Origin of the sequence: Pseudomonas nitroreducens (assembly GCF_024170165.1) — a bacterium.
In the GTDB taxonomy this organism is placed as follows: domain Bacteria; phylum Pseudomonadota; class Gammaproteobacteria; order Pseudomonadales; family Pseudomonadaceae; genus Pseudomonas; species Pseudomonas nitroreducens_C.
Map to the genome: position 1 here is coordinate 203,480 of NZ_JALJXP010000005.1, position 24,505 is coordinate 227,984.

The window sequence follows — 24,505 nt, forward strand, 5'->3', positions numbered from 1 at the left end:
GCTGGACGAAAAAGTTCGAACCTCTGCTATCATCCGGCCGCGCCGGGGCGACCACGCCCCGAATACAACCAAAAGAACAAGCCGACGCAGACCTCCACCTACCCCGATCACGCACTTCGGGGCGGGGAGCTTTTTTCTTTCTGTTCGTCGGCGCTGCACCATTAAGGAATCAAAATGCTGAACCACCGGATCAGTCTGCTCGCACTGGGGATCCTCGCCTCGACCACCGCCATGGCCGAAGACCAGTCCACCGCCAAGGGCTTCGTCGAAGACAGCCACCTGGACCTGTTCTTCCGCAACGCCTACATGAACCGCGACAAGTGGCACGCCACTCCCAATGGCCAGGCCCATGACAAGGCCGAGTGGGGCCAGGCCGCCACCGCCACCTTCACCTCCGGCTTCACCCAGGGTACCGTCGGCTTCGGCGTCGATGCCTTCGGCATGTACGCTGTGCGTCTGGACGGCGGCAAGGGCAAGAGCGGCGCCCCGGGCATCGATTTCTTCAAGCAGGGTGACAGCGGCGAAGCCGCCAGCGACCTGGCTCGCGCCGGTGGCGTAGTGAAGGCACGCTTCTCCAACACCGTGATCAAGTACGGCGACCAGATGCCGGCCCTGCCGGTGCTGAGCTACGACAACTCCCGCCTGCTGCCGGAAAGCTTCACCGGCACCCTGATCACCTCCAAGGAGATCGAAGGCCTGGAGCTGAACGTCGGCCGTTTCACTTCGGAAACCCGCAAGAGCGCCGAAGGGCGTGACAGCGGCGGCCTGAAACGCATCGACGTGTTCGGCGGCAGCTACAAGTTCACCGACAACTTCAGCGGCTCGCTGTACGGCTACGAGAGCGAAGACGTCGCTCGCAAGCAGTACATGAACCTGAACTACGTCATCCCGGTGGCCGACAAGCAGTCCCTGACCCTGGACTTCAACGGCTACCGCACCCGCGTGAACGACGACTTCGCTGCCGACAACGGCATCGACGGCACCAAGAACACCATCTGGAGCCTGTCGGCCGCCTACAACATCGGCGCCCACACCTTCATGGTCGCGCACCAGCGCAGCAACGGCGACTCCGGCTACAACTACGGCTGGTACCAGAACGAAGGCGGCCTGGGTGACGGCGGCACCACCATCTGGCTGGCCAACTCCTACTGGTCGGACTTCAACGGCGAGGACGAGCGCTCCTGGCAGGGCAGCTACAGCCTGGACTTCACCGAATACGGTGTGCCGGGGCTGAGCTACAGCGTGGCCTACGTCTACGGCGACAACATCAAGACCGACACCACCAGCGACGGCACCGAGCGCGAGATCTTCAACCAGCTGAAGTACGTTGTTCAGGATGGCCCGGCCAAGGACCTGTCGGTCAAGCTGCGCGGTTCCTGGGTTCGCGTATCGAACGATGCCTGGCAGTACAACACCGACGGCAACGAAGTCCGTGTGTTTGTCGAGTACCCGGTCAACATCTTCTGATGACCTGATCGGGCTCGAAAGAAAACGCCCCGTGGCAGCGATGCCACGGGGCGTTTTTCATTCCAGCGCGGTTCTGTTCCAGACGGCTTACTCCAGAGAGCGGCGCCTGGGCAGCCAGGGCATCGGCGGCAATGCCATGCGCAGTATGTGGAAGCTCAGCAGCAGGATCAGCGCGCCGGCAACGAAGGAGCCAAGGCGCTGAGCCGGCTCGAGCATGTCGTTGAGTACATTGAGGAACAGCATCGCGCTGCCGCCGAGCATACAGGCCAGCAGGAACACCGAGAGGACGTAGATCTTCAGCGTCAACAGCCGCCAATGCCAGCGCATGCGGCGGCGGACGGGGACTTCATCGGGGGGAAGTTGCGGCATGATCCATTGCCTCCTGACAAGTTTCTGACGGCCTCACGCTACTGCGGAATGCGACGTCGAGATATTGGCAGGATGCTAGCCATCATCGTGCAGAATGCCAAGTCGCACAGCGCGCGACCGTCGGGTCGCAGGCTGTGCGCCGATGAATGGCTGCTCAGCGCACCACGCTATTGATGTCGTGACGGTTGAGCGAAGTGCGCATTTCCTCGTACCACTCCGGGATCACGTCCTTCAGGCGCTCCTTGGCGTCCTCCAGCTTGAACGGCTGGGTGTAGCGCTTCTTGCGGTAGGAGTAGATGTAGTAGGTGCCGTCGCGATAGAGGATGCGGTCGAAGGTGTAGAAGCCGATGTGCGTGCCGTTGCAGCGGGCCGTCAGCACCATGTCGCCCTCTTCGTAGGGCAGCACGCCTTCGGCGCACTCGTAGGTGAAGAACTCGCGCACGTCGTCCCAGTCCACACCATCGCTGCTGGCGTGCAGGAAGGCCTCGGCCTTCTCCTCGGAATCATCGGAGTGATCGCTGTACCAGATGAACAGCGGGATGCTCTGGTTGGTCTCGTCGCCCAGCCAGCTCTCGCCGTCCAGGTACTGCGCACTGCGCGCCAGGCTTGCCTGCACACGGCGGTGGCTCTGGCGGTATTCCTCCAGCTGCTCGTCGAAGGCCGGCGCATCCTCGCCCAGCACCACGCCCTCCATACCTTTGATTTCGGCGACGCGCGCCAGGTATTCAGCATACAGCGCCGCGCTCTGGATCACGGTGCAGGTGTCGCGGGTTAGGCTCAGGCCGACCTCGGTGAAGTTGGCGCTGCCCAGCACGACCACGTCCGGCTCGATCAGGATCAGCTTCCAGTGCACGCTGTTCTGCGCCCGGAAGTCGACGTGCAGGGTGACGTTGCCACCGGCATCGCGGACGCAGAAATCGATGAAGTCCGGCGAACTGAAGGAGTTGATGGTGCCCACCAGCAGATCGAGGCGGTTGCCCTTCTCCACCAGGGTTTCGATCAGTGACTCGGTTTCACTGGCGGAGGCCGAGACCACAGTGATCAGCTTGCCGCTGACCTGCTCCAGGTAGTGCCTGAGCGAGTTTTGAGCGTTTAGGATTTTCATACAGCCCCCACCAGAATTCTGAACACCGAATTCTGATGCAGGACACTGGCGGGTTTCAACTGTCAGCTCGCACCTTATGCCCGCAGGCTGGGCGCTGTAGCGGCAAGGCATGCAAGATCAGCCCCGGCTGTGGCATAATAGGCGGCTTTGTCAGGCCGCCTCCGAGCGCCCGCCTTCCCTGCCCGCCCGCGCCGCTCGCGCCCGGCGCGCATCATGTTCCAGCCAAGGGTTACCCAGTTGATTTCCACCGCGAACATCACCATGCAGTTTGGCGCCAAGCCGCTGTTCGAAAACGTTTCCGTCAAGTTCGGCAACGGCAACCGCTATGGCCTGATCGGCGCCAACGGTTGCGGCAAGTCCACCTTCATGAAGATCCTCGGCGGTGAGCTTGAGCCTTCCGGCGGCCAGGTGATGCTGGAGAACGGCGTGCGCCTGGGCAAGCTGCGCCAGGACCAGTTCGCCTATGAAGACTTCAGCGTGATCGATACCGTGATCATGGGCCACGAGGAACTGTGGAAGGTCAAGGCCGAGCGCGATCGCATCTACTCCCTGCCGGAAATGAGCGAAGAAGACGGCATGGCCGTGGCCGAGCTGGAAGTCCAGTTCGCCGAGTTCGACGGCTACACCGCCGAATCCCGCGCCGGCGAGCTGCTGCTGGGCCTGGGTATTCCGCTGGACCAGCACTTCGGCCCGATGAGCGCCGTCGCTCCGGGCTGGAAACTGCGCGTGCTGCTGGCGCAGGCGCTGTTCTCCGATCCGGACCTGCTGCTGCTCGACGAACCGACCAACCACCTGGACATCAACACCATCCGCTGGCTGGAAAACGTCATCACGGCGCGTAACAGCACCATGATCATCATTTCCCACGACCGTCACTTCCTGAACAGCGTCTGCACCCACATGGCGGACCTGGACTATGGCGAGCTGCGCCTGTTCCCGGGCAACTACGACGAGTACATGACCGCGGCCGAGCAGGCCCGCGAGCGCCTGCTCTCGGACAACGCCAAGAAGAAAGCCCAGATCGCCGAGCTGCAGACCTTCGTCAGCCGCTTCTCGGCCAACGCCTCCAAGGCCAAGCAGGCCACCAGCCGCGCGCGCCAGATCGACAAGATCCAGCTGGAAGAGGTCAAGCCGTCCAGCCGCGTCAGCCCGTTCATCCGCTTCGAGCAGCACAAGAAGCTGCACCGCCAGGCGGTGACCCTGGAAAAGGTCAGCCAGGGCTTCGACGGCGGCTCGCTGTTCAAGAACCTGAGCATGCAGGTGGAAGCTGGCGAGCGCATCGCGATCATCGGCCCCAACGGCATCGGCAAGACCACCCTGCTGCGCACCCTGGTCGGCGAGATGGCGCCCACCGGCGGTGAAGTGAAGTGGACCGACAGCGCGGACGTGGGCTACTTCGCCCAGGACCACGCCGAGGATTTTGAGGACGACTACAACCTGTTCGACTGGATGGCCCAGTGGACCCAGGGCGGCGAGCAGCTGGTGCGCGGCACCCTCGGCCGCATGTTGTTCTCCAACGACGACATCAAGAAGTCGGTGAAGGTGATCTCCGGTGGCGAACAGGGCCGCATGCTGTTCGGCAAGCTGATCCTCAAACGCCCCAACGTGCTGGTGATGGACGAGCCGACCAACCACCTGGACATGGAGTCCATCGAGTCGCTCAACCTGGCGCTGGAAAACTACCCGGGCACCCTGATCTTCGTCAGCCATGACCGCGAGTTCGTGTCCTCCCTGGCCACCCGCATCATCGAGCTGTCGGAAAACGGCGTGACCGACTTCAGCGGCACCTACGATGATTATCTGCGCAGCCAGGGCGTGATCGTCTGATCAACGCCTCGCTGCGATGAGAAAGCCCCGCCAAGTGCGGGGCTTTTTCTTGGATGTTTCTCGGGCGCGGACATTGTCCGCGGCTCGCGGGCATGGCCCGCTCCTGCAGGGGGCGCATGGCGCGTGATCAGCGCCCTGACGTCTGCAGCGTCGCGCTGCCCAGGCTGATGTCGAAGAACTCCGCCGCCGAGGCCGCCAGGTCACGGTGGATGGCCTTGCGGTCCACGCCCTGGGTGTCGGTGCACAGGTCCGGGGTGGCCTCCACCTCCTCCTCCGAGCAGGGCGACATGAAGACGAAGTGCCCTGCCCCATCCAGCACCCGCAGGTCCGCCTGCTGTGGCAGCTTGCGAGCCAGCGCGCCGGCATTCTTCTTCCAGTCGAGGATCTGGTCGTCGTTGCCGGTGTAAAGCAGCACCGGCACCTGCACGTCTTCCAGCTCGTGGACCCCATACATCAGGCTCAGCGGCGCCAGCAGCAGCAAGGCGCCAATGCGCGGATCGGCCATGGGCACCAGGTCGTTGCGATCGGCGCGTACCTCGCCCTTCTCACTGCAGGCGTCGGCGTCTTCCGGGCGTTCCTGGCAATACTTGATCAGTCGCTCCAGTCGCGGCTGGGCACCGGCCAGGATCAGCGCCGTTTCACCGCCGGCGGAATAACCGATCACGCCGACCTTGCGCGGATCGGCGATGGCCGCGACCTTGGGATCGAGCAGCGCGGCACTGATGGTTTCCGACACCTGCAGCGGCCGCCCGTAGAGGTTGCTCTTGGCGCCCAGGCGGCTGTGGTCATGCAGGTTGTCGCCGGGGTGCAGCAAGGTCACCACCACGAAGCCCTTGCGCACCAGCGCCTCGATCAGGTCGCGGTGGGCCAGCGGTGTGCCGTAGTTGCCGTGGGACATCACCAGCAGCGGGAAGCGACCGTTGGCGGTCTGCCCTTCGTAGGCGACGTCGAGGATGAAGTTGCCCAGGTGCAGGGGTTGTTCCGGCGCGCGCGTGGGGTAGAAGGCGATGGCCTTCATCGGCTGCTGGTCCAGCGGGTCGCTCACCTGCAGGCGGTGAAAACCCACATTCCAGCCTTGTGCCGCCCAACTCGCGGTACTGAAAGTAACGAGCAGCAGGAACCAGAACAGGCGCCTCGCCATGGTGCAGTTCGCTCCGATTTGTCTCCGGATCAGGCGCCACGGGGCATGCTGGGTAATGCAGAGACCGTCGGGCACCGCCTGGAGGGAACTTCTGCATAGTACGCGCCAGCGGGACTCGCTCCGTGCCCGCAGACAGGCGGTATCGCCCGGGCACAAAAAAGCCCCGCCTGGGCGGGGCTTTTTCTCGGGGAAGCGGTCAGGCAGCGGCGAACTGGCTGGCAATGCTCGCCTGAGCGCCGGCAATGGCGTTGCGGCGCGGTTCGTCACCGTAGGCCAGGCCTTCAGCGCGAACGACCTCGATGTCGGTGATGCCGAGGAAGTTCAGCACCAGTTCCAGGTAGTTCTCGTGGGCGATGCCCGTCGGTTGACCGGCGTGGATGCCACCCGCGGTGGAGACGATGATCACCTTCTTGCCGCCCGCCAGGCCTTCCGGGCCGTTCTCGGTGTAGCGGAAAGTCTTGCCGGCGACGGCGATGCGGTCGATCCAGGCCTTCAGCTGGCTGGGGATCGAGAAGTTGTACATCGGCGCGCCGATGACGATGGCATCGGCGCCGAGGAATTCCTCGATGCTCTTTTCACCCAGCGCAGCTTCGTGTTTCTGCGCAGCGTCACGCAGCTCGGCCGGGGTGCCGGCGGCCACCAGGCTGGCGGAGGACAGGTGGCTGATGGCGTCGGCAGCCAGGTCACGGTAGGTGACTTCGACGCCCGGCTCGGCGGCGGCCCAGGCGGCGACCAGCTCGGCGCTCAGTTGGCGGGAAGCGGAGTTGTCGCCGAGGATGCTCGAGTCGATGTGCAGCAGTTTCATGTGTGTTCTCCAGGAAGGTTGCCAAGTGAGTTGGCGGAGGAATTCGTCGTTGAAGGCAAGACTACACATGTAGCCAATCCTCGATAAGTCGGCAAAAATGCAATGATTCGTCTCACCAGCAGGACAATCCCATGCAGGACCTCAATGACCTCTTCTATTTCGCCAAGGTGGTGGAAGCCGGCGGCTTCGCCGCCGCCGGGCGCCTGCTGGGCCTGCCGAAGTCGCGCCTGTCGCGGCGTGTAGCGGAACTGGAAGCGCGGCTGGATGTGCGCCTGCTGCAACGTACAACCCGCAAACTGGCGCTCACCGACCTGGGCGAACGCTATTACCGGCACTGCCAGGCGATGCTCGTGGAAGCCGAAATGGCGGACGAAGTTGCCGCGCAATTGAGTGCTGAGCCGCGTGGACGAGTGCGCCTGTCGTGCCCCGTGGCGCTGGCGGAAACCTCGCTGAACGAGATGCTGCCCGGTTTTCTCGCAGCCTATCCGCAGGTGAATCTGGAGCTGATGCTGACCAATCGCCGCGTCGACCTGCTCAACGAAAGCATCGACGTCGCGCTACGCGTTCGGGCTCCGGGAGATGAGGACCTGTCGCTGATCTCGCGGCGCCTGCGCCTGGCGAAGACGGCGCTGGTGGCCGCACCGTCACTGCTCAGGGGCGTCAAACTGCGCGCGCCGGAGGACCTGGCCGCCCTGCCCGTTCTTGGCGCCATCGACAACGATCGCCGCGTGCACATGAAGCTGACCGGCCCGCAGGGCGAGGTGAAGGAAGTGGCACTGGAGGCGCGCCTGGCGGTGGAAGACTTCAACCTGCGCAAGAACGTGGCACTGGCAGGACTGGGCGTGACGCTGCTGCCGCTGCACTACTGCACCGAGGAACTGGAGGATGGCCGCCTGGTACGCGTGCTGCCGGCCTGGAGCGAGCCGGAGGCCTACCTGCAGGCGGTGTACCCGCACCGCCGCGGCATTCTGCCGGCGGTGCGAGCACTGCTCGATTATCTGCAGGAGGGATTTTCGAAGGACGACTGGCCGGTCTGACGGCCGGCCAGCCACAGAAAACCGCTTACGCCGGATTGGCGCCCAGTCCCATCAGCGCGCCGATCCAGCTCAGCAGCCGGCCGCCGCTCAGCCAGTCGACCCAGAACAACTGGTGCAGCAGGACGATGGCCCAGAACACCAGCTGGAAGGACAGTTTGCGGGTCTTGTGACGGAACAGCTGCTGGGCGAGGAAAGCGCCCGGCCAGCCGCCGAGCAGTTCCAGCAGGTGCAGGCTCTGTTCGGGGGTGCGCCAGGCGTTGCGTTCAGCGCTGCGTTTGTCGCGCCAGTAAGCGAAGAAGGCCAGGACGCTGAAGACCGGATAGAGCAGCAGGAACCAGACGAAGTAGGCGTCCTTCAGCCAGAGCACGGAGCCGATGACCGGCAGCGCCAGCAGCACGGCGAGGATCGCCAGCGCCTTGCCCAGCGAGCGCTTCGGCGCGCTGGGGAAGGCGACTTCGCGGCCGCTGCGAACCCGCTCGCGGGTGGCAGTGGCCGCGGGCTTGCGGCGAATCGCCGGGGTGTCGATGGCCAGCCCGGCAAGGCGGGCATGATCGGCGCGGGGACGGCCGTCCTTGCCGGTGCCTTCGACGTAACGGACCTGGTCGCCCGCTTCCGGGCGGCGGTCGCCACGGAAGTCGGAAATGTGCAGGAAGACGTCCTTGCCGCCGGCCTGGGGACGGATGAAGCCGAAGCCCTTGTCATCGTCCCAGCGACTGATGGTGCCGTTCTTTTCCACGTTCACTCGCTATCGGGTCAGGGTTTGACGCTGCTCCAGTCGATCAGGGCGAACTGCCAGGTCGCCAGGATCAGCAGGCCGAACACGATACGGTACCAGGCGAAGGCCGCATAGCTGTGGTTGGCGATGAACTTGAGCAGGCCGCGCACGGCGATCATCGCGAAGATGAACGAGGTAACGAAGCCGATGGCGAATACCGGCAGGTCCGAGGGCTGGAAGATGTCGCGGTACTTGTACCCGGAGTAGACCGCGGCGCCGACCATGGTCGGCATCGCCAGGAAGAACGAGAACTCGGTGGCCGCCTTGCGCGACAGGCCGAACAGCAGACCGCCGATGATGGTGGCACCGGAGCGCGAGGTGCCCGGGATCAGTGCCAGGCACTGGCAGCAGCCGACCTTGAGGGCTTCCTTCCAGGTCATGTCGTCGACGGTTTCGGCATGGACCACGTGCTGGCGTTTCTCCGCCCAGAGCATGATCACGCCGCCGACCACCAGGGCCACGGCCACGGTGATCGGGTTGAACAGGTAGTGGTGGATGTAGTCGGCGAAGGCCACGCCCAGCACCACGGCGGGGAAGAACGCAATCAGCAGGTTGACGGTGAAGCGCTGTGCCTTGCGCTGGGAGGGCAGGCCCACGACGATCTCGAGGATCTTGCGGCGGAACTCCCAGACCACCGCCAGGATGGCGGCCAGCTGGATGATGATGTTGAAGGCTTCGGCGCGTTCGCCGCCAAAGCCGATGAGGTCCGCCACGATGATCTGGTGGCCGGTACTGGAGATCGGCAGGAACTCGGTGAGCCCCTCAACCACGCCAAGGATGAAGGCCTGGACGGCACTCCACAGATCCATACTACTGTCCCCCGCGAGGCACGCTGGCTCGCACGTTTCTAATGATTTATGTCCGCTGCCTGCTCCTGGCGCGCAAGCGCCGCAGCGGCGTCGGCATGCTAATGCATTGCCTGCAGATCGCTATGAAATTCACAAAAATTTCTCTTGGCTCGTCCCGGTAGCGAAGGTGTTGGCACTTCGCTGAGAAAAACCAGGCGCTCCCTCGCCCGGAAGATGCAGACAACCACGATCCAGGAGGGTTCGTGCCATCATGCAAAATGCCTAATCCATTGAAAAGACTGCAGTACTCAAGTACCAGAAAGCCTACAAAACCATGAGTTGTGTAAGCCCGGCGAAACACTGAAATCGCCGCAAACGCCGGCCCGCTGCGCTTCACCCACCCCAATCCAAAGTTGTGTTTCACCGGCGAAACAAAATCCGCTTCATCGGTGATCCGGCCCCCGTGCTAGGGCCTCGGCAGTGTTTCGTACGGTCGTTCTGTATCAGCGCGGAAACACAGGCTCCGCAATGGCTCGCAGAGCCTCGTGCCAAGTCATTGATTCGCAATGACTGTTCAAAAGCGGCACGGCCCCTGCTCCACCTTGGTACCGCTGGTTAGGGCTCAGCGCACCAAGAAGGAACCGCCATCATGGGGAACATCGACTCACGGATAGTCGGCATTCTCGTCACGCTCGCATGCGGCGCGGCCAGCGTCACGCTGTGCCCGGTCGCACAAGCCGGCGACGGCACCATCGTCCTGCAACGCGTGGTCCAGCCGCGCGTCGCCACGCGACCCACCGACATTCCCGACCCTAATCCAGTCACCATCAACCCGAACATCTCCGAGCAGGTCGTGCGCCAGACCGGCAATGCCGAACTGAGCGACAGCGATTTTGCCGGGGTCACCAGCGGCTCGAGCCTGCAACGGCACATCCTGCCGGGCGGGCAACTGGTGGGCATGGACAACGGCAGCAACCAGAGCCTGAACGGCAATAGCATGGGCGCCGGCGCGGCCGGCGGCGGTGCCGGCATCTCCAACTCGGTAAACCGCACCGTCCAGCAAGGGCTCTCGCCCCTGCGCATGCTGACGGGGGATCGCTGAGATGAACGCCCGCCTGCTCGCTCTACCCCTCCTGCTCTGCAGCGTCGTCGCCCTCGCCGACGACCCCGCCACGATCAACAACGCCAGCATCGACAGCGCGATGCGCAACTACCGCGGCGTGGCCAGCGTGAACCAGGCTGCCGGTGACGAGCAGCAACAGGCCAACGCCCGGGCCATCGCCATCGGCAGCAACGCCCAGGCCACCACCGCTCTGCGCCAGTCGGTCAATACCCATGCCGACCTCAGCCAGGCCGCGTCCGCCAGCATCAACGGCAACGCCTTCTCCAACGGTAACGGTGCACTGGGCGTGAACCAGGCCGCCGGGACCGCCAACCAGCAAGTGAACGTCATGCGGATCAGCGTCAGCGCCATTCCGCAGAGCGTCGATGACAGCGTGCTTTCCCAGCAGAACGTCGCGCTGCCAGTGAACTCGGGCCCATCGGGCTCCACCACGGGAAGCCGGCAGGTCGCTACCAGCGACCAGGCCTTTGCCGGCAGCCGAGGGGTGGTCCAGGTGAGCCAGAGCGCCGGGGTCGGCAATCGCATTGCCAACACCCTGAGCATCCGGGTCGCGGATTGACCCAAGCCAACTCCTAAAACACTAAGCACGCCAAACAAAGCAAAGGAGATACACCATGAAACCGACAATGGCTCTCAAGCCCCTGGTATTCGCTGTGGCAGCGATCATGGCTGTAGCAGTGCACGCCGATAATCGTAACGACAGAGGGCATGGTCATGGCAACGGTCACGGCCATGAACAACATCAACCGCAAACCCCGTACGATCCCTACAAGGACCCGCGGATCGACGCCGGCGCCAGCGCCGAAGTGGAAGACAGCCAGACCAGCGAAGACAACATCGTGGTCAACCAGGGCACGAAGAACACCGCCACCATCGACGGATCGCTGGGGAGCGCATCCGGGAACGTTGGCGCCAACGTGGCCGCAGGCGACATGAACCAACAGGCCAATGCCGCCGCACTGGCCACCGCGGATGAGAAATTCATCTTCGGTACCGCCTACGCGTCCACCAGCGTGACCCAGACCAACACCGCGAACCAGGCCTGGAACTTCTCCACCACCAACAAGGCTTCACTCAACAACTCCGGCAACAACTCCTCCGGCAACATCGGCATCAACGTGACGGCCGGCAACTACAACCAACAGAAAAACGACATGGCTGCCGCCGTCTCCGGTGGTCGCTCCGCCGAGTCCTACAGCGGCGCCGAGCAGACCTCTTCCGGCAATGGTGTAGCCAACGCGGCACTCGCCACCTACGACAAGGAAACGCTGAAGACCGAGTTCCGTGCCCATGGCACGTACAAGGGCGCTGGCGTGGGTGTAGTCGTGGATGATTCGGGCCGCAGCGGTGGCAAGGATGACCGTCACGGCAGCAGCAAACCGGACCTCGATCCGCTGTTCTTCGTCGAGGCAGGTACTGTCGATCTGCGTGGCCAGGCTACCTCCCAGGTCCTGGTACAAACCGGCTGGAAGGATCCGGTCAAGAACGACGCCAGCATGAACAATTCGCTGAACAACGTGTCGGGTAACGTTGGGGCGAACATCGCTGCCGGTGTCGGCAACCAGCAGAGCAACTCGCTGTCCATCGCCGCAGGCTGCAAATCCTGCATGTAAGCGATCCAGCGTGGTACCTGGAGGCTCCGGCAACGGAGCCTCCTTCTCCGCAAGCCACTCCCCAGGCGTCACGATCATGCGTACGTCCGCCCTGCTTTTGCTCGCCCTCTTCAGCCTCACGACGCAGGCCGCGCAACTCCCCTTCGCCATTCTTCCCGGCGGGTCGATGGCCTACAAACACGTCGAGAGCATCCGCGAGCGCAAGTTCAGCAACCTGGTTCAGCAGAAGACCGACTTCAGCTGCGGCGCCGCCGCACTGGCGACGATCCTCCGCCAGGCCTATGCGCTGGACGTGGACGAGGAATTCGTGATCAAGGGGATGCTGGTCCGGGCCGACCCGGACCTGGTGCGCACACAGGGGTTCTCCATGCTCGACATGAAGACCTACCTGGAAGCCATCGGCATGCGCGCACGCGGGTACCGAATCCCGCCGGCGTCGCTGGAGAAGCTGACGATCCCGGTGATAGTGCTGATGGATATCCGTGGCTACAAACACTTCGTCGTGATGCAACGCGCCTACAAGGGCTACGTCTACATCGGCGACCCGGTGCTGGGCCACAAGCGCTTCACCCAGGAAGATTTCCTCAAAGGCTGGAACGGCATCATCTTCGCCGTCATCGGCCCGGGCTACCAACAGGCCAACGCGCTGATGAGCCCGCCCGATCCACTGACGGCGAAGGACCGGATCAATGCGTTCAGCCCGGTCAAGGACGCGGAGCTCATGGAATTCGGCTTTATCCAGAGCGACTTCCTCTAAGACCGCACAATAACGGAAGGCAGGAATCCTTCCGGGGAGAACCCCAATGAAAATGATCCCGCTGCTTGCCGCCACCTGCATAGTGGCCTGCCTGCCGGTCCAGGCGGAAAGCGTCTTCAAGCCGATCGAGCTCAAGGATCAGGAGCTGGCCCAACTGCGCGGCAAATACGTGATGCCCGGCCGGGTCATCAGCTTCGGCATCGTCATGAGCAGCACCTGGAAGAACGCCGTGGGCGACAACATCGGCGCCAAGGTCAGCATGCAGATCCAGGAATCGACCATCAAACCGCAGTTCTACGTGTCCACCATCGACGAGAAAGGCAATGGTGCGGCACCGGCTGCCGGCACAGGCACCGTCACCGGCGGCGCAGGGCTCAACCAGACCCAGGGCGTGAGCCAGAGCGTTCGCGCCGCGGGGGATTACAACACCGCCTCGAACAACGTCAGCATCGACGTGAAAGAAGCCAACCAGGCGCCGCCTGTCGCTGCCCCGCAGGGAACGCCGCTGGACACCAACCCCGTGACCGCCAGCAACGGCGCCGGCACAGTCAGCGTATCGCCCACCAATGGCGGCGTGCAGCTGGCGATCAATGCCAACGGCCAGGGCGTTGCCATGCAACAACTCGCTGCTGGCGGGTTGCTCCAGGCGGCGCAGATGGTGGGTGGAAATAATGCCGTCAACAACCTGGCACAGCTGAGCGTGGTACTGAAAAACAACCTTCCGTCGTCTGGAGCGCTCGACTGCAATCTCGACCAACTCAAAGGGCTTCGCACCATGGGTATGTGATCTACGCTCCAGTGCGACTGTGAAGTCCCATCTATAAGAAGGACAGCGCGCCATGCACCGATCGCTATCGCTAGGAACTGCAATCTGTGTATCCGCTTTACTCCCCTCGACCAACGCCGCCGCGGCGACGGAAGCCGAGGTGGAGGCGTTGAAACAGGAGCTGCTGGAACTCAAGCAGCGTTACGAATCCCAGCAGAAGGCCCTGATGGTGCTGGAACAACGGGTCAGGCAGGTCGAAGAAGCACCGGCCGCCCCCGCCCAGCCCAAGCGCCTGGTCACCGCCACCGGCAAGCCGACGCCACCTGGAACGGGCAACACCGTTGCCTCCAGCGGCAGCTCCTATGGCGAATCGCTCAAGGACGACAGCAGCCCGCCCAAGAGTGTGGAGAACCTCTACGATGAGGCCAGCGGCTTCTTCGGCAATGGCGCGTTCAGTTTCGAAACGGGCATCACCTACACCCACTACGACACCAAGCAGCTGATCCTCAACGGCTTCCTGGCGCTGGACACGATCTTCCTGGGCAACATCGGCGTGGACAACATCAACGCCGACAACTGGACCCTGGACCTCACCGGCCGCTACAACTGGAACAACCGCTGGCAGTTCGACATAAACGCCCCCGTGGTGTACCGCGAGAGCACCTTCGAATCGGCCGGCGCCGGCAACTCCACGGCGCAGTCCACCGACGAGAAGGTCACCCGCGACCCGACCCTGGGCGACGTCAACTTCGGCATCGCCTACAAGTTCATGGACGAAACCGAATCGCGCCCCGACGCGGTGGTCAGCCTGCGGATCAAGGCGCCCACCGGCAAGGAACCCTACGGCATCAAGCTCAAGCGCGCCTCGGACAACGACAACCTCAACGTCCCCGAATCCCTGCCCACCGGCAACGGCGTCTGGTCGGTCACCCCCGGCATCTCGCTGGTCAAGACCGTCGACCCCGCCGTGCTGTTCGGCAGCTTCTCCTACACCTACAACATGGAGGAGTCCTTCGACGACATCAGCCCCACCGAGGGCGTGAAGCAGAAAGGCAAGGTCGATCTCGGCGACTGGTTCCAGATCGGTGCGGGCGTCGCCTTCGCCCTCAACGAGAAGACCAGCATGTCGTTCTCCTTCTCCGACCTGATCGCCCAGAAGAGCAAGATCAAGGCCGACGGCGGCGACTGGACCACCGTCACCGGCAGCGACGCCAACGCGGCGTACTTCAACTGGGGCCTGACCTACGCCTGGAGCCCCAACCTGACCATCGTGCCGAACCTGTCCATCGGCATCTCGCCGGATGCGCCGGATTTCAGCTTCAGCGTGAAATTCCCGTATTACTTCTGACGGTTTGGCTGTCCAACTGCAAAGGCCCCTTTTCGGGGCCTTTGTCATTTCCAGGATATCCCCTTCAGGAGCGGGCAATGCCCGCACGCCGAAAGGGCCGGCGTTTGCTTCTGGATCGCTGTTGATCTATTGCTTTGGATTAGATGTTTCCGCGCCGCTTCGGCGTGCGCGCGAGATTCGTGTTTCGCCCCCTCGGGCGAGTTACTTTCTCAAACGCCAGAAAGTAACCAAAAGGCTCGTCCCTGACATCTGGCTTTTCGCTTCGCGAAAAGTACCCTCGGTTCTTCGGAGTTCCAGGGGCCCGCCACGAAGGGCCGTCCCTGGCCCATCGTGGCTCTCGCGACATCCATGTCGCTCAACCCCTGGAACTCCGATCACCTTCGGCCTCCTGAAAGGGACACTCCGGAGCGTGCGGATGTTTCGCTGGAAAACCTCAAGAGCCAGAGCTTGAAGACACGAAGGCGGAGTTCCTCGTAGGAGCGAGCTTGCTCGCGAACCCGACCAACGTCGGCCCTACCGACGGATCACGGGCATGGGCTAAGCGCCCCCGCCCGTCCTACAAGTGGGGTTCCGGCACGGGAAAAATAGGGAAGACAGGCGGGACGAACCTTCGTCCGCCCGCCGTGCCAACCACCCCGCCCTAGCGCAACTGATGCTTGTGCAACAAGCGATAGAAAGTCGGCCGCGAGATGCCCAGCATCCGCGCCGCCACGCTGAGGTTGTCACCGTGCCGGGCCAGCGCGTCGCACATGGCCTGGCGCTCGGCGCCGAGCTTGTACTCCTCCAGGGTCACCAGCGGCAGGTGCGCCGAGCGGCCCTTCTCCCGCTCCAGGCCCAGGTCGCGGGCCTCGATCTGTCGTCCCTCGGCCAGCACCAGGCCACGCCGCACCCGGTTCGCCAGCTCGCGCACGTTGCCTGGCCAGCCGTGCTCGGCCATCGCCGCCAGTGCATCGTCCGAGAAGCGCCGCGGACGCCGGCCGGTCTCGACGCTGTACAGGTGGGCAAAATGGTTGGCCAGCAGCGCCAGGTCGCCATTGCGCTCACGCAGCGGCGAAGTGGACACCTGCAGGACGTTGAGCCGGTAATAGAGATCCTCGCGGAATTGCCCCGCGCGGATCGCCTGTTCCAGGTCCACGTGGGTCGCCGCCAGCACCCGCACATCGACATCGATCGGCTGGCTGCCGCCGACCCGTTCGATCTGCTTCTCCTGCAACACGCGCAGCAGGTTGGCCTGCAGCTCCAGCGGCAGGTCGCCCACCTCGTCGAGGAACAGCGTGCCGCCGTTGGCCTGCTCGAAGCGCCCGATCTTGCGCTGGTGCGCCCCGGTAAAGGCGCCCTTCTCGTGACCGAACAGCTCCGACTGGATCAGCGCCTCGGGCATCGCCCCGCAGTTGATCGCCACGAACGGCCTGACCGCCCGCCGTGACTGGCGGTGCAGCGTGCGCGCCACCAGTTCCTTGCCGGTGCCGCTCTCGCCGCGGATCAGCACGGGCGACTCGGTCGGCGCGAACTTCGCCAGCAGCTTGCGCAACTCGCGCACGTCACGGCTCTCACCCAGCAGCTCATGTTCGTGTTCATCGCTGTGCACGCTGCCGCGCCCGCGCAGGCGGGCCATGCCGAACGCGCGGCCGAGGGTGACCTGCACCCGCGCCACATCGAAGGGCAAGGTATGGAAATCGAAGAACCATTCGCTGACGAAATCGCCCACTTCATTCAGGGGCAACACGTCCGGGCTGAGCACGGCTATCCACTCCGTACCACTGCGGCTGATGAGTTCCTTGACGGACTCCCGGCGTTCGAGATGCCGGGGTTGGAGGCGCAGCAGGCCGACGTCACAACCGCGATTGCTGGCGCTGTCCAGCTCGCAGCTGTCTACCTCCCACCCTGCTGCCCGGAGTCCGGGTAATAACCTGCGGCAGTCGTCGCACGGATCGACTACCAGCAGGCGACGAAGATTCGTGGCTGCCTCGAGCATGCTCCCTTCCTTGGCGCCATTATTTTGAAAAACTTTAAAAAACAGTTGGTTGGCGCTCCAATTTGTAACGCTAGCAATATCTTGACGCAGCACATCGACCGTTTTCCTATAAGGTCAATGCCGAATCGATCTCACCACCCGCGCCCCCGTCGCTTGACTTCCAGCCGCCTCACGAACTCCTCCAGCACCAGCTTGTAGAGGTCATCCCCCAGGTACACATCCTCGACCCCGCAGTCGATGTTCGGGTTGTCGTTCACCTCGATCACCACCACCCGGTCACCGGCCTGTTTGAGGTCCACGCCATAGAGCCCATCGCCGATCAGGTTGGCGGTTTTCACCGCCAGTTCCACCACCTTGCGCGGTGCCTCGTGGACGGCCATGGTGCGGAAATCGCCGCTCAGCTCCTTGGCATCCGGGCTGTGGTCGTAGATCTGCCAGTGGCCCTTGGACATGAAGTACTGGCAGGCGAATATGGGTTTCTGGTTCAAGACGCCGATCCGCCAGTCGTACTCGGTATAGAAGAACTCCTGGGCGAGCAGCAGCACCGAACGCTCGAACAGCTCGGCGCTGGCCTTGAGCAGTTCCCCCTGATTGCCGACCTTGATCACCCCGCGGGAGAAGCTGCCGTCGGGAATCTTCAGCACCAGCGGAAAGCCCAGGCGCTCGCCGACCTTCTCCAGCTCCTGCGGGTTGTCCCTGTAGAGGATCTCGGTGGCCGGCATGCCCAGCTTGTGGCTGCGCAGCAGGTCAGCGAGATACACCTTGTTGGTGCAGCGCAGGATCGACACCGGATCGTCCATCACCACCATCCCCTCGCTCTCGGCCTTCTTGGCGAAGCGATAGGTATGGTCGCTGACACTGGTGGTCTCGCGGATCAGCAACGCGTCGTACTCGGCCAGCCGCGAGTAGTCCTTCTTTTCGATCAGCTCGACGTCGATGCCGAGGCCGCGGCCGACGCGGATGAAATTCTTCAGGGCCTTGGCGTCGGACGGCGGGAAGGCCTCCTCCGGGTCGTGGAGGATCGCCAGGTCGTAGCGGTACTGCTTGCGCGATCGCGGCTTGCGCCAGATCTGCCGGCTGAAGCCGTCCAGCGCGTTGGCAAAGAGTTCTTCCTGGTCCTCGCGCAGCTTGTGGATGTTGCCCGGTTTAACTCCTTCGATGTGCCAGCCGCGGTTCTTGCGGAACTCCACCAGCAGCATCGGGCACGGCAACGCTTCGAACAGCTGGCGCGCCAGGTCCTGCAGCGGCTCGATATCGGTGCGGCCGAAGTACAGGGTCAGGGTGAAGCCGTCGGTACTGCCGTAGGGATGGTCGGCCAGCGCCTTGTCGAGGGTCTTCTCCAGATCCTCCAGCGCCAGACTGTACAGCGACTTCTTCGCCAGCTCGCTGATGCTGCGTACCGACGGGATGACCTTGTGCCCGCGCGCCTCGGCCAGCAGCGAGCAGTAGTAGCCGTGGCCCAGGTACCGGTAATTGCGGCACAGGTTGATCACCTGCACGCGCTTACCGTTATCGTCGTCGATGGGCATCTCCAGGTACTCCTGGGCGCTGACCACGTCTTCGCTGGGATAGTACGAAGCCCAGTCTTCCTTGCGCTCCACGATGATGAACAGCTTGCTCACGACACCTCCGAAGTGGCCCCTGCGCTTGCCGCGCCCAGGGCCGGGGACAATACTGGATGCTGCTTCGACCGCGTGCCCCGCCGCCCGTTCGCAGCCCTTGGTGAACAAGTTGCCCCCTGCAGGTTAACGAATCCTTACCCTATGAAACTCCAGTTCCGCGCCGCCGCTGCCGACGACCTGCCAGCCCTGGTCGAAATGGAAAACCGCTGTTTCGAGCACGACCGCCTGTCCCGCCGCAACTTCCAGTGGATGATCACCCGCGCCCACGCCAGCCTCACCGTTGCCGAGTCCGACGGCCAGTTGCTGGGCTACGCGCTGGTGCTGTTCCACCAGGGCACCTCGCTGGCGCGGCTGTACTCCATTGCCGTGGACGAACGCGCCCGCGGCATCGGCCTGGGCCAGAAGCTGCTGGACCACGCCGAGGCCGAGGCACGGGAGAACGACTGCGCCTACCTGCGCCTGGAAGTGCGCCCGGACAACCGCGGCGCCATCGCGCTCTACGAGCGCAACGGCTACCGGCCGTTCGCGACGGTGCGCGACTACTACGAAGACCACAGCGAAGCGCTGCGCTTCGAGAAGCGCATCCGCCATATCAACGAACGCACCCACCGCCACGTGCCCTACTACCGCCAGACCACGGAATTCACCTGCGGGCCCTCCGCCTTGCTGATGGCCATGGGCGCGCTGGAGCCTTATCGCCGCCTGGAACGTGTCGAAGAGCTGCGCCTGTGGCGCGAGGCGACCACCATCTACATGACCGCCGGGCACGGCGGCTGCAGCCCGCAGGGGCTGGCACTGGCGGCGTTGCGCCGCGGCTTCCGCGTGCGCCTGCTGCTGTCGGAGGATGGCCCGCTGTTCCTCGATGGCGTGCGCAGCGAGGAAAAGCGCGAGGTGATGCGGCTGGTCCACGCAGACTTCAGCGCCGAGCTGGCGCAGAGCGACGTGGAGCAGTTGCTGGTCAACCAGCTGGATATCGAAGGCGCGCTGGAAGCCGGCGGCCAGCCGCTGGTGCTGATCAGCAGCTACCGTCTGACCCGCTCCAAGGCTCCGCACTGGGTGGTGGTTACCGATTGCGACGAAGACTTCGTCTACCTGCACGACCCCGACGTCGACCACAGTCAGCACCGCGAACCGCTGGACTGCCAGCACATCCCGGTGAGCCACGCGGAGTTCGAGCAGATGAGCCGCTTCGGCCGCAGCAAGCTGCGCGCGGCAGTGATCCTCTACAAGCGCTGAAGGCGGAGACCTAGGGCGCGCCGCGACAGGTCGTGATGCAACCCACCGGGGCCACGGGCGCACGCAGTTCCGCCGCCGGCAGGTAGCCGTTGCGGGTGTAGAGGAAGTCGAAGCCGAACAGGCTGAGCATCAGCAGGATCGGCAGGACGAGAGTGACGGCGATACGCATGGCGACGCTCCTCTTCTGGTTCTTGTAGCGCCATCCTAGGACGCGGGCGCGGCGCGCGACCTACTACCTTGGTACTGCCCCAACCGGTACTTTCTGCATATTTTCTGCACCCCTGACGCTTCCTATGCTGGCCGCACAAGAACCAGAAAGGAGTCGTCCCATGCGCCAGTTCGTCCTGCACGGCGTGGCCTATCTGCTGGCTGTTGCGTGCGCCGCTGCCTTCGGTCTCGACGCCCGCGCCGAAGAAGCTCCCGCGCTGGAAGTCCGCATCGGCTACCTGGGCTACACACCCGACCCCGGCCCGCTGCTGTCCAACGTCATCCCGGAACCTACCGACGCAGGCCTGCGCGGCGCGGAGCTGGCAATCACCGACAGCAACAGCACCGGACGCTTCCTCAAGCACCGCTACAGCCTGCAAGCCGCCAGCACCGACACCCCGGAAAAACTGCTCGCCGAGGCCAAGCGTCTGCACGACGCCGGCTTGCGCCTGTTCGTGGTCAACGCTCCCGCCGACACCCTGCGCCAACTGGCCGCCGCGCTGCCGGACAGCCTGCTGTTCAACGCCGGCGCCGCCGATGACGAGCTGCGCGCCAGCCAGTGCGCGGTGAACGTGCTGCACACCCTGCCCAGCCGGTTGATGCTGACCGATGCCCTCACCCAGTTCCTGGTGCTGCGCAAGTGGACGCGCTGGCTGCTGATCGTCGGCCAACGCCCGGAAGACGCCTTGTACGCCACCGCCCTGCGCCGTTCGGCCAAGCGCTTCGGCGCGAAGATCGTCGAGGAAAAGCCCTTCACCTTCGACAACGACCAGCGTCGCAGCGCCCAGGCCGACATGGCCCTGTTCACTCAGTCCAGCGAGGACTACGACGCCGTGCTGGTGGCCGACGAACACGGCGACTTCGGCGAGTACGTGCCTTACAACACCTGGCTGCCGCGCCCGGTCGCCGGCACCCAGGGGCTGGTCGCCACGGGCTGGCACAAGACCGTGGAGACCTATGGCGCCGCCCAGTTGCAGAAGCGCTTCGAAGAGCACGCCGGGCGCTGGATGAATGACCGCGACTTCGCCGCCTGGATCGCCGTGCGCAGCATCGCCAGCGCCGTCACCCGCCTGCGCGACGCCGACCCGGTGGCGATCCGCAAGCTGTCGCTGTCCCCCGACCTGCCACTGGACGGTTTCAAGGGCTACAAGCTCGGCTTCCGCCCCTGGGACGGCCAGCTGCGCCAGCCGATCCCGCTGGTGCAGCCTCGCGCCCTGGTCAGTACCTCGCCGCAGGAAGGCTTCCTGCACCCCGCCAGCGAACTCGACAGCCTCGGCCTCGATGCACCGGAAAGCCAGTGCCACCTCGCCCAAGCCAATCCACAAGAAGAACGCCCATGAGGACCCTGCCCATGCCCCGCCTGCTTGCCCTCTCCTGCCTGAACCTCGCCCTCGGGCTGGTGCCGCCCGCCTTTGCCGCCACCGCCTACGTGTCCAACGAGAAGGACAACAACCTCAGCGTCATCGACCTGGACACGCTGGCCGTCACCGGCACTATCGACACCGGCAAGCGCCCGCGCGGGCTGGCGCTGTCCCACGACAACAAGCTGCTGTACATCTGCGCCAGCGACTCGGACACCGTACAGGTGCTCGACCTCGCCACGCGCAAGATCATCAAGCAGCTGCCCTCGGGTGCCGACCCCGAGCAGTTCGCCCTGCACCCCAATGACCGCTGGCTGTACGTCTCCAACGAGGACGATGCGCTGGTCACGGTGGTCGATACCCAGACCGCCCAGGTGCTCGGGCAGATCGACGTCGGCGTCGAGCCCGAAGGCATGGCAGTGAGCCCGGATGGCAAGTGGGCGGTGAACACCAGCGAAACCACCAACATGCTGCACTGGATCGATACCTCGACCCAGAAGCTGGTGGACAGCACCCTGGTGGACCAGCGCCCGCGACACGCCGAGTTCACCCACGACGGCTCGCAGGTCTGGGTCTCGGCGGAGATCGGCGGCACCGTCAGCGTGGTCGATACCGCCAGCCGCAAGATCCTCAAGACCTTGCGCTTCGCCATCCAGGGCGTACACCCGGACAAGGTGCAGCCGGTGGGCGTGCAGCTGACCCGTGACGGCAAGTACGCCTTCGTCGCCCTCGGCCCGGCCAACCACGTGGCGGTGGTGGATGCGAAGACCTTCGAGGTGCTCGACTATCTGCTGGTGGGCCGCCGCGTCTGGCACCTGGCGTTCACCCCGGACGAGAAGACCCTGCTGGCCACCAATGGCGTCAGCGGCGATGTGTCGGTGATCGATGTCGATTCGCGCAAGGTCACCAGGTCGATCAAGGTCGGCCGCTACCCCTGGGGCGTGGTGGTGACGCCATGAACGCACTGACAGTGACGGGGCTCGGCTTCTCCTACGGCGCGCGGCGCGCCCTCGACGGCCTGGAGTTCGAGCTGCCCGCCGGGCGCTTCACCGCCTTGCTGGGCCCCAATGGCGCCGGAAAGTCCACCCTGGTCGCCCTGCTCACCCGCCTCTACGACCTGCAACAGGGCGAAATCGAGGTGCTCGGTTGCAGCCTGCGTCGCCAGCCGCGCCTGGCCCTGCGGGAGCTGGGCGTGGTGTTCCAGCAGAGCACCCTGGACCTGGACCTGAGCGTGGAGCAGAACCTGCGCTACCACGCCGCCCTGCACGGCCTGCCGCGCAGCGTGGCGAACGAGCGGATCGACGCCGAACTGGCGCGACAGCAGTTGCAGGAGCGCCGCCGCGACAAGGTCCGCGCGCTCAATGGTGGACATCGTCGGCGAGTGGAAATCGCCCGTGCGCTGCTGCATCGTCCGCGCCTGCTGTTGCTCGACGAAGCCAGCGTCGGCCTCGACCCGGCATCACGCCAGGCGCTCAACAACCATGTGCGCCGGCTGTGCCGCGAGGACGGCCTGGCGGTGCTCTGGACCACCCACCTGCTGGATGAAGTGCGCGACGAGGATGCGCTGCTGGTGCTAGACCGCGGCCGCTTGGTCGCCCGTGGCGAGGCGCGGGATATCTGCGCCCCAGACGCCGGTAACCTGGAGCGCACCTTCCACCGCCTCACCCGCCTGGAGGCCTGCGCATGAGCACCCTGGAAATCCCGCGCCTCGGCCCCGCCGCCTACTGGCAGTGCCTGTGCGGCATCGTCATGCGCGAATGGCTGCGCTTCGTCCTGCAGCGCTCGCGCTTCCTCAGCGCGCTGGTGCGGCCGTTGCTCTGGCTGCTGGTATTCGCCGCCGGTTTCCGCGCGGCGCTGGGCATCTCGATCATCGAGCCGTACGACACCTACGTCACCTACGAGACCTACATAGTGCCGGGGCTGTGCTGCATGATCCTGCTGTTCAACGGCATGCAGGGCTCGCTGTCGATGGTCTACGACCGCGAGATGGGCAGCATGCGCGTGCTGCTGACCAGCCCGCTGCCGCGCGCCTTCCTGCTAGCGAGCAAACTGCTGGCCACAGCGCTGGTCTCACTGCTGCAGGTCTACGCCTTCCTGCTGATCGCCTGGCTGTATGGCGTGCAGCCGCCGCCCCTGGGGCTGCTCGCCGCGCTACCGGCGTTGCTGCTGGCCGCCCTGCTGCTCGGCGCGCTGGGGCTGCTGCTGTCCAACGGCATCCGCCAGCTGGAGAACTTCGCCGGGGTAATGAATTTCGTCATCTTCCCGCTGTTCTTCCTCTCTTCTGCGCTTTACCCGCTGTGGAAGATGCGCGAGGCGAGCCAGTGGCTGTACTGGCTGTGCGCGCTGAACCCGTTCAGCCACGCCGTGGAGCTGGTGCGTTTCGCTCTCTACGAGCGCTTCAACCCGCTGGCCAGCGGCGCCTGCCTGGGGCTGACGCTGCTCTTCGCCGGCCTCGCCGTGCTCACCTTCAACCCGCAGCACGCCGCCCTGCGCAAGGGCTGAAACCTACTACTTTGGTAGCGGTTCGCCCCTCCGGACGTCGAATTTCCAAAGCCGCACAGCCGGCATCTAATGGTCACTACAAGAAAAACCAACAGAGATACCGCCATGCCTCGCCTTGCTACTGCCGTGCCCGGCTGCCTGGCCGCCTGCCTGATCAGTCTCACCCTGGCACTGCCGACTGCGCTGGCCGAGGACGCGCCGCTGTTTTCCGCCGACGGCTACCGCCAGGCCCAGTACCGCAGCCCGACGCCGCCTTCCGCCGACCACGCCACCACCCTCGACACCCCCGCCCTGCAGGCGCTGCTCCAGCGCGAGCCGCAGACCCGGCTGGTGGACGTCTACCGCCGCACCTTCCTCAACGGCCAGTTCGTCGCGGACGAACCGCACCGCAACCTGCCCGGCAGCCTGTGGCTGGCCAATGTCGGCACCGGCACCCTGGAACCGCAGTGGCAAGCCTACCTGGAGCAGAATCTCGCCCACCTCACCGACGGCGATGCCAAGCGCCCGCTGGTGTTCTACTGTCGTTCCGACTGCTGGATGAGCTGGAATGCCATCCGCCGCGCACATGCGCTGGGCTATGCCAGCCTCTACTGGTACCGTGATGGAATCGATGCCTGGGAACAGGCAGGACTGCCCCTGCAGGATGCGCAACCGCAACCCCTGAAGTAACTTGCGATCACC

General features: G+C 64.5%; 24 protein-coding genes. 15 read left to right on the plus strand and 9 right to left on the minus strand.

Annotation, left to right across the window (positions count from 1 at the left end; translation table 11 throughout):
• Positions 1–174 precede the first annotated feature (174 nt).
• Positions 175–1,467 carry an OprD family porin gene (locus J2T47_RS12245; RefSeq protein WP_253446698.1) on the plus strand — a complete coding sequence of 431 codons (1,293 nt, stop codon included), beginning with the start codon at positions 175–177 and terminating at the stop codon, positions 1,465–1,467.
• Positions 1,468–1,554: 87 nt separating this feature from the next.
• Here J2T47_RS12245 and J2T47_RS12250 read toward each other — a convergent pair whose 3' ends face one another.
• Both J2T47_RS12250 and J2T47_RS12255 read right to left on the minus strand, forming a co-directional pair.
• Positions 1,555–1,836 (minus strand): hypothetical protein, encoded by a 282-nt coding sequence (locus J2T47_RS12250; RefSeq protein WP_253446701.1) that lies wholly within the window; start codon positions 1,834–1,836, stop codon positions 1,555–1,557.
• 154 nt (positions 1,837–1,990) lie between these two features.
• Positions 1,991–2,941, minus strand: coding sequence for a phospholipase D family protein (locus J2T47_RS12255; RefSeq protein WP_253446704.1), 951 nt, complete (start codon positions 2,939–2,941; stop codon positions 1,991–1,993).
• A 237-nt stretch (positions 2,942–3,178) separates the two neighbouring features.
• On the opposite strand from J2T47_RS12255, the gene J2T47_RS12260 reads away from it, so the two are divergent.
• Complete coding sequence (locus tag J2T47_RS12260; protein WP_253447316.1) at positions 3,179–4,768, plus strand: ABC-F family ATPase; 1,590 nt, start codon at positions 3,179–3,181, stop codon at positions 4,766–4,768.
• Positions 4,769–4,895: 127 nt separating this feature from the next.
• Here J2T47_RS12260 and J2T47_RS12265 read toward each other — a convergent pair whose 3' ends face one another.
• Both J2T47_RS12265 and J2T47_RS12270 read right to left on the minus strand, forming a co-directional pair.
• Positions 4,896–5,909 carry an alpha/beta hydrolase family protein gene (locus J2T47_RS12265; protein ID WP_253446707.1) on the minus strand — a complete coding sequence of 338 codons (1,014 nt, stop codon included), beginning with the start codon at positions 5,907–5,909 and terminating at the stop codon, positions 4,896–4,898.
• A 196-nt stretch (positions 5,910–6,105) separates the two neighbouring features.
• Positions 6,106–6,714, minus strand: a complete 609-nt coding sequence (locus J2T47_RS12270; RefSeq protein WP_253446710.1) for an FMN-dependent NADH-azoreductase — start codon at positions 6,712–6,714, stop codon at positions 6,106–6,108.
• A gap of 131 nt (positions 6,715–6,845) precedes the next feature.
• Between J2T47_RS12270 and J2T47_RS12275 the strand changes: the two genes are divergently transcribed.
• The gene (locus J2T47_RS12275; protein ID WP_253446713.1) at positions 6,846–7,751 is read left to right on the plus strand and encodes a LysR substrate-binding domain-containing protein; all 906 of its coding nucleotides are present in this window, start codon (positions 6,846–6,848) and stop codon (positions 7,749–7,751) included.
• A 25-nt stretch (positions 7,752–7,776) separates the two neighbouring features.
• On the opposite strand, the gene J2T47_RS29340 is transcribed toward J2T47_RS12275, so the two are convergent.
• A complete protein-coding gene (locus J2T47_RS29340; protein WP_253446716.1) occupies positions 7,777–8,487 on the minus strand; it encodes a DUF1294 domain-containing protein in 711 nt (236 codons plus the stop codon).
• A gap of 17 nt (positions 8,488–8,504) precedes the next feature.
• Positions 8,505–9,335, minus strand: coding sequence for an undecaprenyl-diphosphate phosphatase (locus tag J2T47_RS12285; protein WP_253446720.1), 831 nt, complete (start codon positions 9,333–9,335; stop codon positions 8,505–8,507).
• Between the two features lie 628 nt (positions 9,336–9,963).
• Between J2T47_RS12285 and J2T47_RS12290 the strand changes: the two genes are divergently transcribed.
• The 6 genes from J2T47_RS12290 (at position 9,964) to J2T47_RS12315 (ending at position 14,921) form a co-directional block, all read left to right on the plus strand.
• Complete coding sequence (locus J2T47_RS12290; RefSeq protein WP_253446723.1) at positions 9,964–10,416, plus strand: hypothetical protein; 453 nt, start codon at positions 9,964–9,966, stop codon at positions 10,414–10,416.
• A 1-nt stretch (position 10,417) separates the two neighbouring features.
• The gene (locus tag J2T47_RS12295) at positions 10,418–10,996 is read left to right on the plus strand and encodes an adhesin (protein ID WP_253446726.1); all 579 of its coding nucleotides are present in this window, start codon (positions 10,418–10,420) and stop codon (positions 10,994–10,996) included.
• Positions 10,997–11,051: 55 nt separating this feature from the next.
• Positions 11,052–12,050 carry a heme utilization protein gene (locus J2T47_RS12300; RefSeq protein ID WP_253446729.1) on the plus strand — a complete coding sequence of 333 codons (999 nt, stop codon included), beginning with the start codon at positions 11,052–11,054 and terminating at the stop codon, positions 12,048–12,050.
• Between the two features lie 76 nt (positions 12,051–12,126).
• Positions 12,127–12,807, plus strand: a complete 681-nt coding sequence (locus J2T47_RS12305) for a C39 family peptidase (RefSeq protein ID WP_253446732.1) — start codon at positions 12,127–12,129, stop codon at positions 12,805–12,807.
• A 46-nt stretch (positions 12,808–12,853) separates the two neighbouring features.
• The gene (locus J2T47_RS12310; protein WP_253446735.1) at positions 12,854–13,594 is read left to right on the plus strand and encodes a hypothetical protein; all 741 of its coding nucleotides are present in this window, start codon (positions 12,854–12,856) and stop codon (positions 13,592–13,594) included.
• Between the two features lie 52 nt (positions 13,595–13,646).
• Positions 13,647–14,921: a transporter gene (locus tag J2T47_RS12315; RefSeq protein WP_253446738.1), complete on the plus strand. Its 1,275-nt coding sequence runs from the start codon at positions 13,647–13,649 to the stop codon at positions 14,919–14,921.
• A gap of 640 nt (positions 14,922–15,561) precedes the next feature.
• On the opposite strand, the gene J2T47_RS12320 is transcribed toward J2T47_RS12315, so the two are convergent.
• Both J2T47_RS12320 and J2T47_RS12325 read right to left on the minus strand, forming a co-directional pair.
• Positions 15,562–16,896 (minus strand): sigma-54 dependent transcriptional regulator, encoded by a 1,335-nt coding sequence (locus J2T47_RS12320; RefSeq protein WP_253446741.1) that lies wholly within the window; start codon positions 16,894–16,896, stop codon positions 15,562–15,564.
• Between the two features lie 131 nt (positions 16,897–17,027).
• Positions 17,028–18,518, minus strand: a complete 1,491-nt coding sequence (locus J2T47_RS12325) for a RimK family protein (protein WP_253446744.1) — start codon at positions 18,516–18,518, stop codon at positions 17,028–17,030.
• A gap of 141 nt (positions 18,519–18,659) precedes the next feature.
• On the opposite strand from J2T47_RS12325, the gene J2T47_RS12330 reads away from it, so the two are divergent.
• Positions 18,660–19,754, plus strand: a complete 1,095-nt coding sequence (locus tag J2T47_RS12330; RefSeq protein WP_253446747.1) for a GNAT family N-acetyltransferase/peptidase C39 family protein — start codon at positions 18,660–18,662, stop codon at positions 19,752–19,754.
• A 10-nt stretch (positions 19,755–19,764) separates the two neighbouring features.
• On the opposite strand, the gene J2T47_RS12335 is transcribed toward J2T47_RS12330, so the two are convergent.
• Positions 19,765–19,923: a hypothetical protein gene (locus tag J2T47_RS12335; protein WP_168190533.1), complete on the minus strand. Its 159-nt coding sequence runs from the start codon at positions 19,921–19,923 to the stop codon at positions 19,765–19,767.
• Between the two features lie 160 nt (positions 19,924–20,083).
• Between J2T47_RS12335 and J2T47_RS12340 the strand changes: the two genes are divergently transcribed.
• From J2T47_RS12340 to J2T47_RS12360, 5 genes are all read left to right on the plus strand, one after another.
• Entirely contained in the window at positions 20,084–21,301 is a 1,218-nt protein-coding gene (locus tag J2T47_RS12340) for an ABC transporter substrate-binding protein (protein WP_253446750.1), read from the plus strand.
• Between the two features lie 11 nt (positions 21,302–21,312).
• On the plus strand, positions 21,313–22,281 hold the full coding sequence (locus J2T47_RS12345; RefSeq protein WP_253446753.1) for a YVTN family beta-propeller repeat protein: 969 nt from the start codon (positions 21,313–21,315) through the stop codon (positions 22,279–22,281).
• Positions 22,278–23,009: an ABC transporter ATP-binding protein gene (locus J2T47_RS12350; RefSeq protein WP_253446756.1), complete on the plus strand. Its 732-nt coding sequence runs from the start codon at positions 22,278–22,280 to the stop codon at positions 23,007–23,009. The genes J2T47_RS12345 and J2T47_RS12350 overlap by 4 nt, the downstream gene beginning before the upstream one ends.
• On the plus strand, positions 23,006–23,824 hold the full coding sequence (locus J2T47_RS12355; protein ID WP_253446759.1) for an ABC transporter permease: 819 nt from the start codon (positions 23,006–23,008) through the stop codon (positions 23,822–23,824). Before J2T47_RS12350 ends, J2T47_RS12355 begins: the two co-directional genes overlap by 4 nt.
• A 105-nt stretch (positions 23,825–23,929) precedes the next feature.
• Positions 23,930–24,493: a PQQ-dependent catabolism-associated CXXCW motif protein gene (locus J2T47_RS12360; RefSeq protein WP_253446762.1), complete on the plus strand. Its 564-nt coding sequence runs from the start codon at positions 23,930–23,932 to the stop codon at positions 24,491–24,493.
• Positions 24,494–24,505: the final 12 nt, after the last annotated feature.